At 63.4% G+C, this 15,591-nt stretch carries 15 protein-coding genes; 6 read left to right on the top strand and 9 right to left on the bottom strand.

Annotated elements, in window-relative coordinates; translation table 11 throughout:
- The first annotated feature begins 183 nt into the window (after nt 1-183).
- The 4 genes from ychF (at nt 184) to LB526_RS06190 (ending at nt 3,332) form a co-directional block, all read left to right on the top strand.
- Nucleotides 184-1,287: a redox-regulated ATPase YchF gene (ychF, locus tag LB526_RS06205; RefSeq protein ID WP_224626820.1), complete on the top strand. Its 1,104-nt coding sequence runs from the start codon at nt 184-186 to the stop codon at nt 1,285-1,287.
- Nucleotides 1,288-1,306: 19 nt separating this feature from the next.
- Nucleotides 1,307-2,281 carry a magnesium/cobalt transporter CorA gene (gene corA / locus LB526_RS06200; RefSeq protein WP_140543249.1) on the top strand — a complete coding sequence of 325 codons (975 nt, stop codon included), beginning with the start codon at nt 1,307-1,309 and terminating at the stop codon, nt 2,279-2,281.
- Nucleotides 2,282-2,394: 113 nt separating this feature from the next.
- Nucleotides 2,395-2,865 carry a MaoC family dehydratase gene (locus tag LB526_RS06195; RefSeq protein ID WP_224531110.1) on the top strand — a complete coding sequence of 157 codons (471 nt, stop codon included), beginning with the start codon at nt 2,395-2,397 and terminating at the stop codon, nt 2,863-2,865.
- Nucleotides 2,862-3,332 (top strand): MaoC family dehydratase, encoded by a 471-nt coding sequence (locus tag LB526_RS06190; protein WP_224531108.1) that lies wholly within the window; start codon nt 2,862-2,864, stop codon nt 3,330-3,332. The genes LB526_RS06195 and LB526_RS06190 overlap by 4 nt, the downstream gene beginning before the upstream one ends.
- A gap of 157 nt (nt 3,333-3,489) precedes the next feature.
- Here LB526_RS06190 and LB526_RS06185 read toward each other — a convergent pair whose 3' ends face one another.
- The 5 genes from LB526_RS06185 to petA form a co-directional block, all read right to left on the bottom strand.
- The gene (locus LB526_RS06185) at nt 3,490-4,035 is read right to left on the bottom strand and encodes an adenine phosphoribosyltransferase (protein WP_041012774.1); all 546 of its coding nucleotides are present in this window, start codon (nt 4,033-4,035) and stop codon (nt 3,490-3,492) included.
- A 194-nt stretch (nt 4,036-4,229) separates the two neighbouring features.
- Nucleotides 4,230-4,925, bottom strand: coding sequence for an acid phosphatase (locus LB526_RS06180; protein ID WP_224626818.1), 696 nt, complete (start codon nt 4,923-4,925; stop codon nt 4,230-4,232).
- A gap of 138 nt (nt 4,926-5,063) precedes the next feature.
- Entirely contained in the window at nt 5,064-5,921 is an 858-nt protein-coding gene (locus LB526_RS06175; RefSeq protein ID WP_224524619.1) for a cytochrome c1, read from the bottom strand.
- A gap of 21 nt (nt 5,922-5,942) precedes the next feature.
- A complete protein-coding gene (locus tag LB526_RS06170; RefSeq protein ID WP_140543252.1) occupies nt 5,943-7,244 on the bottom strand; it encodes a cytochrome b in 1,302 nt (433 codons plus the stop codon).
- 16 nt (nt 7,245-7,260) lie between these two features.
- Nucleotides 7,261-7,821, bottom strand: a complete 561-nt coding sequence (gene petA / locus LB526_RS06165) for a ubiquinol-cytochrome c reductase iron-sulfur subunit (RefSeq protein ID WP_095766509.1) — start codon at nt 7,819-7,821, stop codon at nt 7,261-7,263.
- Nucleotides 7,822-8,131: 310 nt separating this feature from the next.
- Here petA and LB526_RS06160 point away from each other — a divergent pair, with 310 nt between their 5' ends.
- On the top strand, nt 8,132-8,476 hold the full coding sequence (locus tag LB526_RS06160) for a cupin domain-containing protein (protein WP_224543187.1): 345 nt from the start codon (nt 8,132-8,134) through the stop codon (nt 8,474-8,476).
- Nucleotides 8,477-8,557: 81 nt separating this feature from the next.
- Nucleotides 8,558-9,412 (top strand): alpha/beta fold hydrolase, encoded by an 855-nt coding sequence (locus tag LB526_RS06155; protein ID WP_224626816.1) that lies wholly within the window; start codon nt 8,558-8,560, stop codon nt 9,410-9,412.
- Here LB526_RS06155 and LB526_RS06150 read toward each other — a convergent pair.
- From LB526_RS06150 to LB526_RS06135, 4 genes are all read right to left on the bottom strand, one after another.
- A complete protein-coding gene (locus LB526_RS06150; RefSeq protein WP_140838699.1) occupies nt 9,409-9,720 on the bottom strand; it encodes a DUF6665 family protein in 312 nt (103 codons plus the stop codon). The two genes, LB526_RS06155 and LB526_RS06150, sit on opposite strands and share 4 nt — an antisense overlap.
- Nucleotides 9,721-9,729: 9 nt before the next feature.
- The gene (locus tag LB526_RS06145) at nt 9,730-11,613 is read right to left on the bottom strand and encodes an ABC transporter ATP-binding protein (RefSeq protein WP_224626815.1); all 1,884 of its coding nucleotides are present in this window, start codon (nt 11,611-11,613) and stop codon (nt 9,730-9,732) included.
- Nucleotides 11,610-13,502, bottom strand: a complete 1,893-nt coding sequence (locus LB526_RS06140) for an ABC transporter ATP-binding protein (protein WP_224626813.1) — start codon at nt 13,500-13,502, stop codon at nt 11,610-11,612. Before LB526_RS06140 ends, LB526_RS06145 begins: the two co-directional genes overlap by 4 nt.
- Before the next feature lie 205 nt (nt 13,503-13,707).
- Complete coding sequence (locus tag LB526_RS06135) at nt 13,708-15,588, bottom strand: ABC transporter ATP-binding protein (protein WP_224626811.1); 1,881 nt, start codon at nt 15,586-15,588, stop codon at nt 13,708-13,710.
- Nucleotides 15,589-15,591: the final 3 nt, after the last annotated feature.

The raw sequence follows: 15,591 nt of genomic DNA, 5'->3' as shown, positions 1-15,591 counted from the left end.
AGTGGGAACCGGTTTCGGGGTAAAGACATGCGCAAAATCAAAAGCCTAAAGCGCAGGGAGCGAATCTAAAAGATCGCGACGCGCTTTAGGCCCTGTCACGATAGAGGCATGGGGCTTGACGTTCGTCACCCCTATCGCCCATAGCCCTCACCAAAATCGAATTTCCGACAGGATTGGACGAACATGGGTTTCAAATGTGGCATCGTTGGCTTGCCCAACGTCGGCAAGTCGACGCTGTTCAACGCGCTGACCAGGACGGCCGCCGCGCAGGCCGCCAACTATCCTTTCTGCACCATCGAGCCGAACACCGGCGAGGTGGCGGTGCCCGACCCGCGCCTGCAGAAGATCGCGGCGATCGGCAAGTCGAAGGAGATCATCCCGACCCGCATCTCCTTCGTCGATATCGCCGGCCTGGTGCGCGGCGCCTCCAAGGGCGAAGGGCTGGGCAACCAGTTCCTAGCCAACATTCGCGAGGTCGACGCCATCGTGCACGTGCTGCGCTGCTTCGAGGATGACGACATCACCCATGTCGAAGGCCGTATCGACCCTGTCGCCGACGCCGAGACGGTCGAGACCGAGCTGATGCTCGCCGACCTCGAAAGCCTCGAGCGCCGCATCGCCCAGATCCGCAAGCGCGCCGCCGGCAAGGACAAGGAGGCCATGGCCGTCCTGCCCATGATGGAGGCCGCGCTCGAGCTTCTGCAAGCCGGCAAACCGACGCGCTTCCTGCTCAACGGCATCGCGGCGGAGGACCTGCGCATCCTGCAGGGGCTGAATCTGCTCACCTCGCATCCCGTTCTCTATGTCTGCAACGTCGCCGAAGCGGACGCCGCCACCGGCAACGAGCACACCAGGGCGGTGGAGAAGATGGCGGCCGCGCAGGGCGCCGGCACGGTTGTGATCTCGGCGGCGATCGAGGCTGAAGTCGCCCAGCTTTCAGACGAGGAGGAAATGGAATTCCTTGCCTCGATCGGCCTCGATGAGCCGGGCCTCAACAAAGTGATCCGCGCCGGCTACGAGCTCCTGCATCTGATCACCTATTTCACCGTCGGGCCGAAGGAGACGCGCGCCTGGACGATCCACAAGGGCGATAAGGCGCCGCAGGCGGCTGGCGTCATCCACACCGATTTCGAGCGCGGCTTCATCCGCGCCCAGACGATCGCCTACAACGACTTCGTCACGCTGGGCGGCGAGGCGGCCGCCAAGGAAGCCGGCAAGGCGCGCGACGAAGGCAAGGAATACGTGGTTCAGGACGGCGACATCATGCTGTTCAAGTTCAACACCTGATCTCCAGGGAGACCCGGCGATGATAAAGACCTTCGTCGTGGACAATGATCGCCTGCGTCTTACCGAGGACCTTGCGGCGGATGGCGACAGGGTCGTCTGGGCCGATCTTTTCAATCCGACCAAGGAGGAAGAGGCGCGCATCGAGAGCTGGCTGGGCATTGCCATCCCGACCCGCGAGGAGATGGAAGAGATCGAGATTTCGAGCCGGCTCTATATCGAGGACGGCGGCTACTTCATGACCGCCGTGCTGCCGGCGCAGACCGAGGCCGACGATCCCTTGATGTCGCCGGTAACCTTCGCGCTCGCCGGCAAGAGGCTGATCACCATCCGCTATCATGAGCCCAAGGCCTTTAAGACTTTCCCGCAGCGCGCCGAAAAGGTGGCGACCGGCTGCACCAGCGGCGACACCATCCTGATCGGCCTCCTCGAGGCGATCGTCGATCGCCTGGCCGACATCCTCGAGCGCGCCGGCCGCGAGGTGGAAACGATCTCGCGCGACATTTTCGAAGCGCGCTCGACCAAGGCCTCGAAGCGCAACCGCGATTTCCAGGAGCTCCTCAAAGGCATCGGCCGCAAGGAGGACATCGCTTCCTCGGTCCGCGACAGCCTGATCTCGTTGCAGCGCCTGGCCGGCTTTCTCGCCCACGTCGCTGACCAGACCAAGATGAGCAAGGATGTGCGCGCCCGCATCAAGACGCTGTCGCGCGACGTGCTCTCGCTCGCCGACCATGCCACCTTCCTGTCGCAGAAGATCTCCTTCCTGCTCGACGCCACGCTCGGCATGATCTCGATCGAGCAGAACGCCATCATCAAGATTTTCTCGGTCGCCGCCGTCATCTTCCTGCCGCCGACGTTGGTCGCCTCGATCTACGGCATGAACTTCGACATCATCCCCGAGCTCAAATGGGAGTTCGGCTACCCCTTCGCCATCGCCCTGATGGTGGTCTCGGCGATCCTGCCCTTCTGGTATTTCCGCCGCCGCGGCTGGCTCTGACGGACTTGGCCGGCGACGGCTGGCTTACCAGAAATCACTTGACCAAATCGACTTGGGCCGGCATCCGGGTTTTCGATCCTTGGGGATCGCGTTCGTCAACCGGATTGCCGATCATGACCGGAAAGACCTGGGCCTATGAGGATTTCGCCGAGGGCGCCTCGCTCGACCTCGGCAGCAAGGACGTAAGCGCCGCCGAGATCATCGAATTCGCCTCGGAGTTCGATCCGCAGCCGATGCATCTCGACGAGGAAGCCGGCAAGGCAAGCATCCTCGGCGGGCTTTCGGCTTCGGGCTGGCATACCTGTGCGATGTTCATGCGCATGCTGTGCGATGCCTTCCTGCTCGATTCGACCTCGCAGGGCTCGCCCGGCATCGAGCATGTGAAATGGAAGAAGCCGGTGCTGGCCGGCGACAGGCTTACCGGCACGCTCACCATACTTTCCAAGCGCCAGTCGAAATCGAGGCCGCAGCTCGGCTTGGTCACCATGCGCAGCGAGCTCGTCAACCAGCGCGGCGAAAGCGTTTTCGAGCTCGAAAACACTGGGATGTTCCTCGCGCGTGATGCCGCAAGGGACCCGTCATGACCCTGGACGAGTATTTCCTGATCGGCGAGACCGTCACGCTCGGCTCGCATAAATTCGAAGCCGACGAGATCAGGGCGTTTGCCAACAAATACGATCCGCAGGTCTTCCACGTCGATGAAGAGGCGGCGAAGAAGAGCGTGCTTGGCGGGCTCTGCGCCTCGGGCTGGCACACTGCCGCCACCTGGATGAAATACAACCTCGAAAAGCGCATGGAGACCGAGGGCGTGCGCTGGACAGGCCCCGGCCCGCAGCCCGAGTTCGGCCCCTCGCCCGGCTTCCGCAATTTGAAATGGCTGAAGCCGGTCTATGCCGGCGAGACCGTGACTTTCACGCGCACCGCGCAGGCGCACCGCCCGCTCGCCGGGCGCCCAGGCTGGAACCTGCTGACGCTGCGTTCGGAAGGCTTCGATTCGACCGGCGACAAGGTGATTGAGTTCGACAGCGCCGTTCTGGTGAAGGTGGGATAGCGCCTCTCCTTCTCCCCTTGTGGGAGAAGGTGGATCGGCGCGCAGCGCCGAGACGGATGAGGGGTGTTCCAGCGAAGTGCGACGTTGGCGTTCCCTGGAACACCCCTCATCCGTCGCCTTCGGCGACACCTTCTCCCACAAGGGGAGAAGGGGAAGATCAATGCCCCTCGAACCCGATCAGCGTCCTCACCGGCACGCCGAGCGCTTCGAGCTTCCGGCGGCCGCCGAGGTCCGGCAGATCGATGACGAAGCAGGCGGCGACGATGTCGGCGCCGATTTGCCTCAGCAGCTTCACCGCGGCTTCCGCCGTGCCGCCGGTGGCGATCAGGTCGTCGACCACGATCACCTTCTCGCCCGGCGAGACGCCGTCCTTGTGCATCTCCATCTCGTCCAGGCCGTATTCGAGGCTGTAGGCGACGCGCACCGTCTCGTAGGGCAGCTTGCCTTTCTTGCGGATCGGCACGAACCCTGCCGAAAGCTGGTGCGCCACAGCGCCGCCGAGGATGAAGCCGCGCGCCTCGATGCCGGCGATCTTGTCGATCTTCAATCCCGCATAGGGATGGACCAGCTCGTCGATGGCGCGGCGGAAGGCGCGCGCGTCGCCAAGCAGCGTGGTGATGTCGCGAAACAGGATGCCGGGCCTGGGATAATCCGGAATGGTGCGGATGGCCGCAAGCAGCGTGTCTTCGAGGGAGGATTTCATCGAGGCTTTCCGCGTGTCCGGCTGTCGGATTTGGCGGCGTCGGCCTTTGCTGCCCGACGCGACCGACAAGGGCTACCGCGATGTCGCGCCAGAGACAAGCACATCCGGCAAAGGATCGGCACCGATCGGCCTCGGCCATAATGAAAAAGGGCGCCCGCGAAGGCGCCCTTCGAAAAGCAGGCGCTACCGAGCGGCTACATGCCGAGATCCGAGCGCAGCTCGGAGCGCGCCACTTCGTACTCGGCCTTGAAATCGGGACGGTTGAGCAGGACCTCGGCGATCACGCTGCCGGAGATCTTGCCCATCTCGATGTCGGACGGATAATGGATGCCGCCGACCACGCGGTTGTGGGCGAATTCGGCCGCGCGCGCCATGATCTCGACGCGCTTTTCGGGGACCATGTCGGCAAGGACGATGCCCATCATGGTGCCGACCGTCGCATGACCAGACGGCCAGGAACCGGAGCTCGACAGCTTCACGACCGGCTTGACCAGATCGCTGAGCTGATGCGGCCGCGGCCGCTTCCAGACATCCTTGGCGGGATCGACGACGGCGCCTTCGGTCGCCACGACGCGATCGAAGAAGGCACTGAACTTCGGCAGCTTCTCCTTGTTGAAATTCGGGCCCATGACGTCAGCGAAGCGCCAGATATTCTCCTCGGCGTCGGCGATGGCGCGCTTTTCCATTTCCGGCGTGCGCGTCACCTGCAGCGTCAGCACCTCGCCGAGCTCGGCTTTGGTTTCCGGCGAGTCATTGGCCGGTGGCGGCGGCAGGATCATCGTCAGGTCAATGTCCTTGCTGGTGACGAAAGGCTGGGCCTCATCGGCATGGGCGACATATCCGGTGACAAGCAGCAGGAAACCCGCCGCGAGCGATGCATATCTTTTCATGGTTGCGATCCTTTGGTGAGTGCGAGGCAGGATCGCCACGAGCGATGACGGTCATGTGACACGCCCCGGTTTGCGCGCGCCGAAATACAAAAGGGCGCCTTGTGGCGCCCTTTCAAAATTCTTGCGATCGACGCCGCCTCAGTGCGCCACGTCGGCCCACACCCTGCGCTTGGTCATGTAGACCAATGCGCCGAAGACCAGCAGGAATATCATGACGCGGAAGCCGGTCTTCTTGCGATCCTCGAGATGCGGCTCGGCCGCGAACATCAGGAAGGCCGAGACGTCGCGGGCATACTGGTCGACGGTCTGCGGCGAGCCGTCGTCATAGGTCACCTGACCGTCCGAGAGCGGCTTCGGCATCTTCAGCGACACGCCGGACAGGAAGTACGGGTTGTAGTGCGTGCCTTCCGGGATCACCATGCCGGCCGGCGGCGTCTGGTCGTAGCCGGTGAGCAGCGAGTGGATGTAGTCCGGGCCGCCCTGCGCATACTGGGTGAAGATGTCGAAGATGAAGCGCGGGAAGCCGCGCTCGACACCGCGCGCCTTGGCAAGCAGCGACATGTCCGGCGGGGCGGCGCCGCCATTGGCGGATGCCGCGGCCTGCTCGTTCGGGAACGGCGCCGGGAAGTGATCCGACGGCTTGCCGGGACGATCGAACATGTCGCCGGCATCGTTCGGGCCGTCATGGATGGTGTATTCGGCGGCCAAAGTCTTGATCTGCGCCTCCGAATAGCCGAGGCCTTCCAGCGTGCGGAAAGCCACCAGGTTCATCGAGTGGCAGGCCGAGCAAACTTCCTTGTAGACCTTCAGGCCGCGCTGCAGCTGCGCCTTGTCATAGGTGCCGAACGGACCGGCGAAGCTCCAGCTCATTTCCTTCGGTTCGTTGATCGGGAAATGCGTCGGAGCGGCCGCGTTGTGTTCCTCTTCGGCGGCGATGGCAGCGGTGCCCGCGACCACCAGGCCAAGCAGCGCCAGCGAGGTGAGAATCTTCTTCATACCCAAAATCCCCTCAGATTCTCAGCCCGTGGTTTCCGGCGCGGCGGCAGCGCGTGCCGGATGTCCGCTGCCGCCCTTTTTCTTTTCAAGCACGGCCTCGGTGATCGAGTTCGGCAGCCTGCGCGGCGTCTCGATCAGGCCGAGCACCGGCATGATGACCAGGAAGAAGGCGAAGTAGAACAGCGTCGCCATCTGCGCCATGAACACATAGCTGCCTTCCGCCGGCTGCGAGCCCAGCCAGCCGAGCAGGATGGCGTCGGCTACGAACAGCCAGAAGAACAGCTTGTACCATGGACGATAGACCGCCGAGCGCACCTTGGAAGTGTCGAGCCACGGCACCAGGAACAGCATGGCGATGGCGCCGAACATGCACAGCACGCCGCCGAGCTTGGAGTTGATCGGGCCGATGTTGAAGGTGATGGCGCGCAGGATCGCGTAGAACGGCAGGAAGTACCATTCCGGAACGATGTGGGCCGGCGTCTTCAGCGGATTGGCGACCGTGTAGTTGTCCGGATGGCCAAGAAAGTTCGGCAGGTAGAAGACGAAATAGGCGAAGACGAACAGGAACACGATCATGCCGAACGCGTCCTTGATGGTGGCGTAGGGCGTGAAGGCCACGGTATCGGTCTTCGACTTGACCTCGATACCGGTCGGGTTCGACTGGCCCACGACATGCAGCGCCCAGATGTGCAGCACGACCACGCCGGCGATCATGAACGGCAACAGGTAATGCAGCGCAAAGAAGCGGTTCAGCGTCGGATTGTCGACGGCGAAGCCGCCGAGCAGCAGTTCCTGGATCCAGTTCCCCACCAGCGGAATGGCGCTGAAGAAGCCGGTGATGACGGTAGCGCCCCAGAAGCTCATCTGGCCCCAAGGCAGCACGTAGCCCATGAAGCCGGTGGCCATCATCAGGAGGTAGATGATGCAGCCGAGGATCCACAAGAGCTCGCGCGGCGCCTTGTAGGAGCCGTAGAACAGGCCGCGGAAGATATGGATGTAGACGGCGACGAAGAAGAATGAGGCGCCATTGGAATGGAGATAGCGCAAGAGCCATCCCGAATTCACGTCGCGCATGATCTTCTCGACCGAATCGAAGGCGAGATTGGTGTCGGAGGTGTAGTGCATCGCCAGCACGATGCCGGTCAGGATCTGCGCGGCCAGCATGATCGACAGGATGCCGCCGAACGTCCACATGTAGTTGAGGTTGCGCGGCACTGGATAGGCGACGAAGCTGTCATGGACCAGCCGCGGCAGCGGCATGCGGGCGTCGAACCAGCGCTCGATACCGGTCTTGGGCGTATAGGTCGAGTGTCCCTCGCTCATCGAAATGTCCCCTGCCTCAACCGATAAGGATCTTGGTATCGGAAATGAACTTGAATACCGGGATCGCCATGTTCTCCGGCGCCGGGCCTTTGCGGATGCGGCCGGCGGTGTCGTATTGCGAACCGTGGCACGGGCAGAACCACCCGCCGAAATCGCCTTCCTGGCCGAGCGGGATGCAGCCGAGATGCGTGCAGACCTGCACCATCACCATCCAGGCTTCCTTGCCGGGCGTGGTGCGGTTGGCGTCGGTCGCCGGCGCGTCGGACGGCAGGTTGGCGTTGCGTGCGATCGGATCCTTGAGATCGGCGAGATTGACGGCCGCGCCGTCCTTCATTTCCTTTTCGGTGCGGTTGCGCACCACCACCGGCTTGCCGCGCCACTTGACGACCAGCGAGCTGCCGGGCTGCAGTGAAGAAACATCGACCTCGACCGAAGCCAGCGCCAGGGTCGAGGCATCGGGGCGCATCTGGTCGATGAACGGCCACGCGACGGCTCCGGCGCCGACAACGGCGGCCATGCCGGTGGCTACGTAGAGAAAATCGCGACGGTTGGGATCGTGGATGTCGGTTGCGCTCACGGGTGCCTGATCCTTTCGCCTCTTCCTAACCGGAGGCCGAGCCTTGTCCCCGCTCAATCGCACCTGCCCGACAGCGCATGGCGAACAGGCTAGCGAATTCCTCCGGCATTTGGAGTTCGGTTTATGCGTGCGGCCCGTTTTTGTCCAGCGGGGTGAGACCACAAGGGCAGATTGTCGCGGGGATGCGCGGCGGCCCAGGCCGACGCGTCCCCGCCAGGCCGCCGGACAGGGTGAAACAGCGGGAAATCCGGGGTCAATCGAGCCGGTGTTCGCCTCGACATCGGCTCCTGGCCCGGTCTATTCTGGCGTCATGGCGCATGTCATTGAACGCGACAGCTGGGCCGACGCCCCCGACTGCTGGAAAGGCGAGCTGCAATGCGGCCAGTTCGGTGCCAATTCCTGCCTGATCTTCAACTATCAGCCGACTGTCGGCGGCGGCCCACGTCTGCACAAGCATCCCTACGCGGAAATCTTCGTCATCCGCTCCGGCACCGGCCTGTTCACGATCGGCGACCAGGAGATCAAGGCCACGGCCGGCCAGATCCTGATCGTGCCGCCCGACACGCCGCACAAATTCACCAATCTCGGGCCTGGCCCGCTCGAAAGCACCGACATACACGAGAACGGCCACTTCATCACCGAATGGTTGGAATGATTCTTCCGATCGTCGGACCGGGCCTGTCCGGAGGCTGATTGCAGCCTAGTTCCATCGATCTGGCATCGATGGAGATGAAGCATGCGACAGCGCACCGTTGAGGTCGAGGGGCTGGCTATCGCGATCCGGGACGCAGGGCCGCCCGATGCGCCGGGCCTTCTGCTGCTGCATGGTTGGCCGCAAAGCTCCCATGCTTTTGAGGCAATCGTCGACGAGCTGGCCGGCGACCAGCGCGTGGTCGCGCCGGACTTGCCGGGCATCGGCGGTTCACACGGCGCGCCCGAGACCGGAGAAAAGGCATATCTGGCCAGATTGATGAAGGGGCTGATCGCCGTTTGCGGCTTGCGGCAGGTCATCGTCGCCGGTCATGACGTCGGCGGCCAGATCGTCTTCGCGCTGTTGCGCGACGAGCCCGAAAATTTGTCCGGCGCGGTGATCATGGACGTCGTCATCCCCGGCGTGGCGCCGTGGCAAAATGTCATCCGCAATCCGCGTATCTGGCATTTCGCCTTTCATGCGATCCCGGCCTTGCCCGAGATACTGGTGAGCGGCCATGAGCGCGCCTATTTCGATTTCTTCTTCGATATTCTTTCGAAGGAAAAATCGGCGGTCCCTGCGGAAGCCAGAGACATCTATGCCAAGGCCTATTCGCGGCCGGAAAGCCTCAAGGCCGGCTTCGACTGGTACCGCGCCTTTGCCGCGGACGCCAAGGTCAATTCCCACCCATCCGCGACGCCGATCGCCAAGCCGGTTCTTTATCTCAGAGGCTCGGCCGAATCCGGCGACATCGCCGACTATCTTGACGGCTTGAAGGCAGCGGGCCTATCCAATGTCGAAGGCCACATCATCCCGGGTAGCGGCCACTTCGTCGCCGACGAGAATCCCGGAGCCCTTGCTGCGCGATTGGCGCGTTTTCGCCAGGAAATCGGCGCCTAGCTGGCGCCGAGCCTGACCAGCACCGCGCGCGGGATGTCGTATTCGCGGATCACGGCGTCATGCTTGCGCAAACCGCAAAGCTCGCGCTGGATGAAATAGGCATGGACGGCCGCTGCCGCCTCCTTAAGCAGCCGGTTGCGATGCTCGCCCTCGCCGCTCTCGCGCAATCTGGCAAGGGTTTCCTCGACACGCCGGCCGGCGCGGCCGAGCGCTGCGGCCTTCTCGGCGAGGATTTCGTGGCCGAGCAGATCGAGCGCGCTTTCCTGCGCGCCTGACCGTCCGAAATTCATAGGCATGCGTACCGACATGATGCCGTTCTACTCCGCTGGCCGCGTCTCTTCCAGCGCGCTTTCCTCGTTGAACAGGAAGCCGCCGGACTGCCGCTTCCAGAGCCGCGCATAGAGCCCGTCGAGCGCCACCAGCTCGTCATGCGTGCCCTGTTCGACGATGCGGCCGCCGTCCAGCACCACGAGCCGGTCGAGCGCTGCGATGGTCGACAGCCGGTGCGCGATGGCGATCACCGTCTTGTTCTCCATCAGTCTGGTCAGGTTCTCCTGGATCGCCGCCTCGATGTCGGAATCGAGCGCCGAGGTCGCCTCGTCGAGGATCAGGATCGGCGCATCCTTGAGGAAGACGCGCGCGATGGCGACGCGCTGCCGCTGGCCGCCGGAGAGCTTCACGCCACGCTCGCCGACATAGGCCTCGTAGCCGGAGCGCTCGCGGTTGTCGCGCAGCCCAAGGATGAAGTCATGCGCCTCGGCTTTCCTGGCCGCGGCGATCACCTGCGCATCGGTCGCGTCCGGCATGCCGAGCTTGATGTTGTCGCGCAGCGAGCGGTGGAAAAGTGCGGTATCCTGGCTGACCACGCCGATATTGCCGCGCAGCGAGTTCTGCGTCACATGCGCGATGTCTTGGCCGTCGATCAGGATCTGGCCGCCCTCGAGGTCATAGAGGCGCAGGATCAGGTTGGCCAAGGTCGTCTTGCCGGCGCCCGACGGGCCGACCAGCCCGACCTTCTCGCCCGGATGCACGACGAGGTCGATGCCGTCGAGCACTCCGGTCCCCTTGCCGTAATGGAAGGTGACGTTCCTGACGTCGATGCGGCCGCCGGCGACGACCAGCTCCTTGGCGTCCGGCGCGTCGGTCAGGCCGAGCGGCTGCGAGATCAGCGCTTTGGAATTCTCCAGCACGCCGAGATTCCTCAGGATGCCGTTGAGCTGCATCATCAGCCTTCCAAGCAGCATGTTGAGCCTGAGCACCAGCGACAGCGTGAAGGCGACGGCGCCGACCGTGATCGAGCCTTCGACCCACAGATAGATGGCGAAAGCGGCGATCGCCGTGATCATGATGCCCGAGAGCATGGTCAGCGCCATGCGCACGCCGGTCAGCCGGCGTGTGAACGGCCGCAGCGCGTCGAGATAGATGCCGAAGCCGCTGCGGATATAGCGATCGTCGCCGTCGGCCGAAAACAGCTTCAACGTCTGCACGTTCGAGTAGGAATCGACGATGCGGCCGGTGATCATCGAACCCGCCTCGGCCGTCGCCTCGGCATGCTTGCGGATAGCCGGCAGATAGAGTTTCGCCAGCCAGCCGAAGGCAGCGATCCAGATCACCACCAGCACCGCCAGCCGCAGATCGAGACCGGCGACCAGCGCGAGCGTCGTCACCGTATAGACGATCATGAACCAGACCACCTCGATGAAGCTCTCCATCAGGTCGCCGGTCGCCTGCCCCGCCTGCCAGACTTTTGTCGCGATGCGGCCGGCGAAATCGTTCTGGAAGAAGGCATAGGACTGGCGCGAGACGTGCCGGTGCGCCTGCCAGCGCACCAGGTTGTAGAATCCGGGCGTGATCGTCTGCTCGTCGACCAGCGCCGACAGGCCGACCACCAGAGTGCGGATGAACAGAACCACGGCGCCCATGAACAGGAGCTCGGGACCGGCGGCCGCCCACAGCGCGTGCCAGCTGCGCTCGCCGGGCAACTGGTCGAGGATATCGACCAGCCTCCCGACGAAATAGAACAAGCCTGCCTCGACCAGCGGCGCGATGCCGCCGATGATGAGCATGGCGAAGAAAGCGAGCTTGGCCTGCCCGACATAGTGCCACAGGAAGCCGCCGACGCTGGCGGGTGGCCGAAGATTCACGGGCTCGCGGAACGGATAGACCCAGCCCTCGAACCAGCGATAGACGCCTTTCATCATTCCGCGGCTTCACCTTTCGCCGCCAGATCGTCGGCGGCCTGCTTTTCCTCGAGCAGGAAACCGCCCGACTGGCGCCGCCAGAGCTGGGCATAGAGCCCACCCTTGGCGATCAAGGTCTCATGCGAGCCGTCCTCCACGATGCGTCCCTTGTCCATCACCACCAGCCTGTCCATCGCCGCGATGGTCGACAGCCGGTGGGCGATGGCGATGACAGTCTTGCCCTGCATGAGCTTGTAGAGGTTCTCCTGAATGGCGGCTTCCACTTCCGAATCGAGCGCGGAGGTGGCCTCGTCGAGAATGAGGATCGGCGCGTCCTTCAGCATAACGCGGGCAATTGCGATGCGTTGCCGCTGGCCGCCGGACAGCTTCACGCCGCGTTCGCCGACAAGCGCCTCATAGCCGCTCTGCCCATACGGATCGGTCAGTGCCGCGATCACATCGTCGACCTGAGCGGCTTTGGCGGCGCTAAACATGGCCTCGTCGCTGGCCGACTGGCGTCCATATTTGAGGTTCTCGCGAACGGATCGATGCAAGAGCGACGTGTCCTGGTTGACGAAGCCGATCGCCGCGCGAACGCTCTCTTGCGAGACGTGGCGGATGTCCTGTCCGTCGATCAGCACCTTGCCGTCCTGGACGTCGAACAGCCGCAGCACGAGATTGACCAGCGTCGACTTGCCGGCCCCGGAGCGACCGATCAGGCCGACCCGCTCGCCCGGCACGATCTTCAGCGACAGATTGTCGATGACGCCGCCTTTGCCGTCCTTGCGCCAGTAGTTGAAATTCACCCGGTCGAACTCGATGCCGCCGGCGGTCACGGCGAGGGCCGGTGCGTCAGGCTGGTCCTGCATGGTGATGGGACGCGCGATCGTCGTCATCGAATTGCTGGCAACGCCGATCTGCCGGAAAACGTTGGCGCCGACATCGAGGATCCTGCCGGAGATATTGGCGATCTGCAGCGCGAACGGTATCGCGGTCGCCACGGCTGCCGTAGTCATGGTCCCCGCGTTCCAGCCGGCCAGCGCCAGCCAGCTTATGGCAATGAGCAGCGCCGCGTTGAGGACGAACAGGGCCGACCACATCAGCGTGAAAACGCGCATCAGCTGGTAAAACGTGTCGGCATGCTCGACCACCGCCTGCGAGACATATTTGTCCTCGTGCTCGCCGGTCGAGAACGTCTTGAGCGTCAGGATGTTGGTGTAGCTGTCGACCATGCGGCCGCTCACCTGCGACCACCGCTCCGACAGTTGGGACGAGCGCTGGGTGATCTTCGGCATCGCAGACCAGAAGATGAGGCAGTAGAATACCAGCCATACCGCCACCACAGCCAGCAGCAGCGTATCGAGCCGCGCCAGCACGACAATGGCGACCGCGACGAAGACAAGCGCGTACCAGACCGCATCGACGGTGAGGTTGACGCTCATCTCCACCGAATCGCCGCTCTGCATGACCTTGGTTCCGATGCGGCCGGCGAAGTCGTTTTGGAAGAAAGACCAGTCCTGGCGCACGACGTGCCAATGGCTCTGCCAGCGGATGAGGTCGATAAGGTTCGGCGCGATGGCGTGGTTGCGGATGAGACCATCGACAACCATCGACAGCGGACGCAGCAGCACGACGATCGCCATCATGACGAGCAACGGCATGTGCGCAGCGAAGAAATCGCCTGGCTTGGTGCTGGAGAGCAGGCCGACGATCAGGCCGACGAAAATCGGCAGCATCGCGTCCACTATCGCCGCGACGGCAACGATGATCATGCGCAGCCGATAGGCGGTACGAAACTGCCTTATGAAATACCAGTAGAACCGCCAAAGTCCCATTGGCGGCTGCCTGTCGTCGGCCAGCGCCACCGGCGAATAACGGCTTTCGAACCAGGTGAAGATGCGGTCGAACATTTTTCTCTCATCGCGCCGGAAATCCGCCGGAACCGATCTGGTCGCCAGCAGGCCTCTGGCCAGGCCGTGGTTACGCCCGGGATCGATTCCGCGCAATCGCCGTAACCTTGATGCCGGAGCGGCTCGACGGCTCACAGAACCGCCGGGCCGCTCCAAGTCTTTGTTTTGCGCAATTCCGGACGGGGTTGCTGCAATCGCGATCGCGTTACTCCGCAGCCATCTCGGATCGAAGCGACTTGGCATCGGGCTCAGCCGGCGCGTCATCGAGCAGGAAACCGCCCGACTGGCGTTGCCAGAGCTGGGCGTAGAGCCCGCCCTTGGCGACGAGCTCCTCATGCGAGCCTTCCTCGATGATGTGCCCCTTGTCCATGACGACGAGCCGGTCCATCGCCGCGATCGTCGACAGGCGGTGCGCGATGGCTATGACGGTCTTGCCCTGCATCAGCTTGTAGAGGTTCTCCTGGATGGCCGCCTCGGCTTCCGAATCGAGCGCCGACGTCGCCTCGTCGAGGATGAGGATCGGCGCGTCCTTCAGCATGACGCGGGCAATCGCGATGCGCTGCCGCTGGCCGCCGGACAGTTTGACGCCGCGGTCGCCGACATGGGCATCGAATCCCTTGCGGCCGTTATGGTCCGAGAGCCCGCCGATGAAATCGAGCGCCTCCGCCCGGCGCGCCGCCTCGATGAGCATTTCGTCGGTCGCGTCCGGCCGGCCATAGAGGATGTTCTCCTTCACCGAGCGGTGCAGCAGCGAAGTGTCCTGCGTGACCATGCCGATCTGCGCGCGCAAAGAATCCTGCGTCACCGCCGCAATCTCCTGGCCGTCGACGAGGATCCTGCCGCTTTCCAGGTCGTAGAAGCGCAACAACAGATTGACCAGTGTCGATTTGCCGGCGCCGGAACGTCCGACAATACCGACCTTCTCGCCGGGTTTCACGGTGAGCGACAGGTTCTCGATGACGCCCTTCTGCTTGCCGTAATGGAAGCGGATGTCCTCGAAGCGGATCTCGCCCCGGGCGACGGTGATGTCCTTGGCGCCCGGCCTGTCTTCGACCAGCCGCGGCAGCGAGATCGACTGGATGCCGTCCTGCACCGTGCCGATATTCTCGAACAGCACGGACATCTCCCACATGATCCATTGCGACATGCCCCACATGCGCAGCACAAGGCCGATGACCACGGCTACTGCGCCGATCGTCACCGCCTGGCCGAGCCACAGCCACAGCGAGATCGCCGTGACAGAGACCAGCAGCAGCGAGTTCAGGATGTAGAGCAGGCCGTAAAGCACCGTCACCAGCCGCATAGAACGGTAGACGGTGTCGAGGAAGCCTGCCATGCCTTCCCTGGCGAAGGTCGCCTCGCGGCGCGCGTGCGAAAACAGCTTCACCGTCTGGATGTTGGCGTAGCTGTCGACGACGCGGCCGGTCATGGTCGAGCGTGCGTCGGCTTGCTCCTCGCCGACTTTGCCCAGCCGCGGAATAAAATGCCACAGCAAGGCGACATAACCGATCAGCCACACACCCAAGGGTGCAGCCAGCCGCAAATCCGCCGAACCGACGATGAACAGCATGCCGAGGAAGTAGACGATCACGTAGTTGAGGACATCTATCAGCTTCATGACGAAGTCGCGCACGGCGAGTGCGGTCTGCATCAGTTTGGTGGCGATCCGGCCGGCGAACTCGTCCTGGTAGAAAGCCATCGACTGTTTCAGCAAATAGCGATGCACCTGCCAGCGGATGCGCATGGGATAATTGCCCATCAGCGTCTGCTGGTTGAGCAACGAACGCAGCCACACCGTACCGGGCAGCGCAAACAGCACGATGAAAGCCATGCCGGCGAGTTTCCAGCTCTCGGTCTGCAGGAACGTTTCCCGGTTCTGCGCCGACAGCCAGTCGACGATGCGGCCCATGAAACCGAACATCCACACTTCTGTGATGGCGATCGCCGCCACCAGCACCGCATCTACGGCGATGTAGGGCCAAACGCCGCGCGTATAATGAACGCAGAAGGCGATCAGCGTCTTCGGCGGCTCGACCGGCTCCGCGGCGGGAAACGGATCGAGCCTGTTTTCAAACCAGCGGAACATTCC

Source organism: Mesorhizobium sp. CA6 (genome assembly GCF_020165035.1).
GTDB lineage: Bacteria > Pseudomonadota > Alphaproteobacteria > Rhizobiales > Rhizobiaceae > Mesorhizobium.
This window is presented reverse-complemented; position numbering and strand designations above follow the sequence as displayed.

Excerpts from the sequence above, each read along its gene's own strand:
- LB526_RS06185 (WP_041012774.1), bottom strand. The coding sequence starts at position 4,035 with ATGAAATCCTCCCTCGAAGACACGCTGCTTGCGGCCATCCGCACCATT.
- LB526_RS06150 (WP_140838699.1), bottom strand. The coding sequence starts at position 9,720 with ATGTCGGTACGCATGCCTATGAATTTCGGACGGTCAGGCGCGCAGGAA.
- LB526_RS06195 (WP_224531110.1), top strand. The coding sequence starts at position 2,395 with ATGACCGGAAAGACCTGGGCCTATGAGGATTTCGCCGAGGGCGCCTCG.
- LB526_RS06180 (WP_224626818.1), bottom strand. The coding sequence starts at position 4,925 with ATGAAAAGATATGCATCGCTCGCGGCGGGTTTCCTGCTGCTTGTCACC.
- ychF (WP_224626820.1), top strand. The coding sequence starts at position 184 with ATGGGTTTCAAATGTGGCATCGTTGGCTTGCCCAACGTCGGCAAGTCG.
- LB526_RS06155 (WP_224626816.1), top strand. The coding sequence starts at position 8,558 with ATGCGACAGCGCACCGTTGAGGTCGAGGGGCTGGCTATCGCGATCCGG.
- LB526_RS06190 (WP_224531108.1), top strand. The coding sequence starts at position 2,862 with ATGACCCTGGACGAGTATTTCCTGATCGGCGAGACCGTCACGCTCGGC.
- LB526_RS06140 (WP_224626813.1), bottom strand. The coding sequence starts at position 13,502 with ATGTTCGACCGCATCTTCACCTGGTTCGAAAGCCGTTATTCGCCGGTG.
- corA (WP_140543249.1), top strand. The coding sequence starts at position 1,307 with ATGATAAAGACCTTCGTCGTGGACAATGATCGCCTGCGTCTTACCGAG.
- LB526_RS06175 (WP_224524619.1), bottom strand. The coding sequence starts at position 5,921 with ATGAAGAAGATTCTCACCTCGCTGGCGCTGCTTGGCCTGGTGGTCGCG.
- LB526_RS06145 (WP_224626815.1), bottom strand. The coding sequence starts at position 11,613 with ATGATGAAAGGCGTCTATCGCTGGTTCGAGGGCTGGGTCTATCCGTTC.
- LB526_RS06135 (WP_224626811.1), bottom strand. The coding sequence starts at position 15,588 with ATGTTCCGCTGGTTTGAAAACAGGCTCGATCCGTTTCCCGCCGCGGAG.
- LB526_RS06170 (WP_140543252.1), bottom strand. The coding sequence starts at position 7,244 with ATGAGCGAGGGACACTCGACCTATACGCCCAAGACCGGTATCGAGCGC.
- LB526_RS06160 (WP_224543187.1), top strand. The coding sequence starts at position 8,132 with ATGGCGCATGTCATTGAACGCGACAGCTGGGCCGACGCCCCCGACTGC.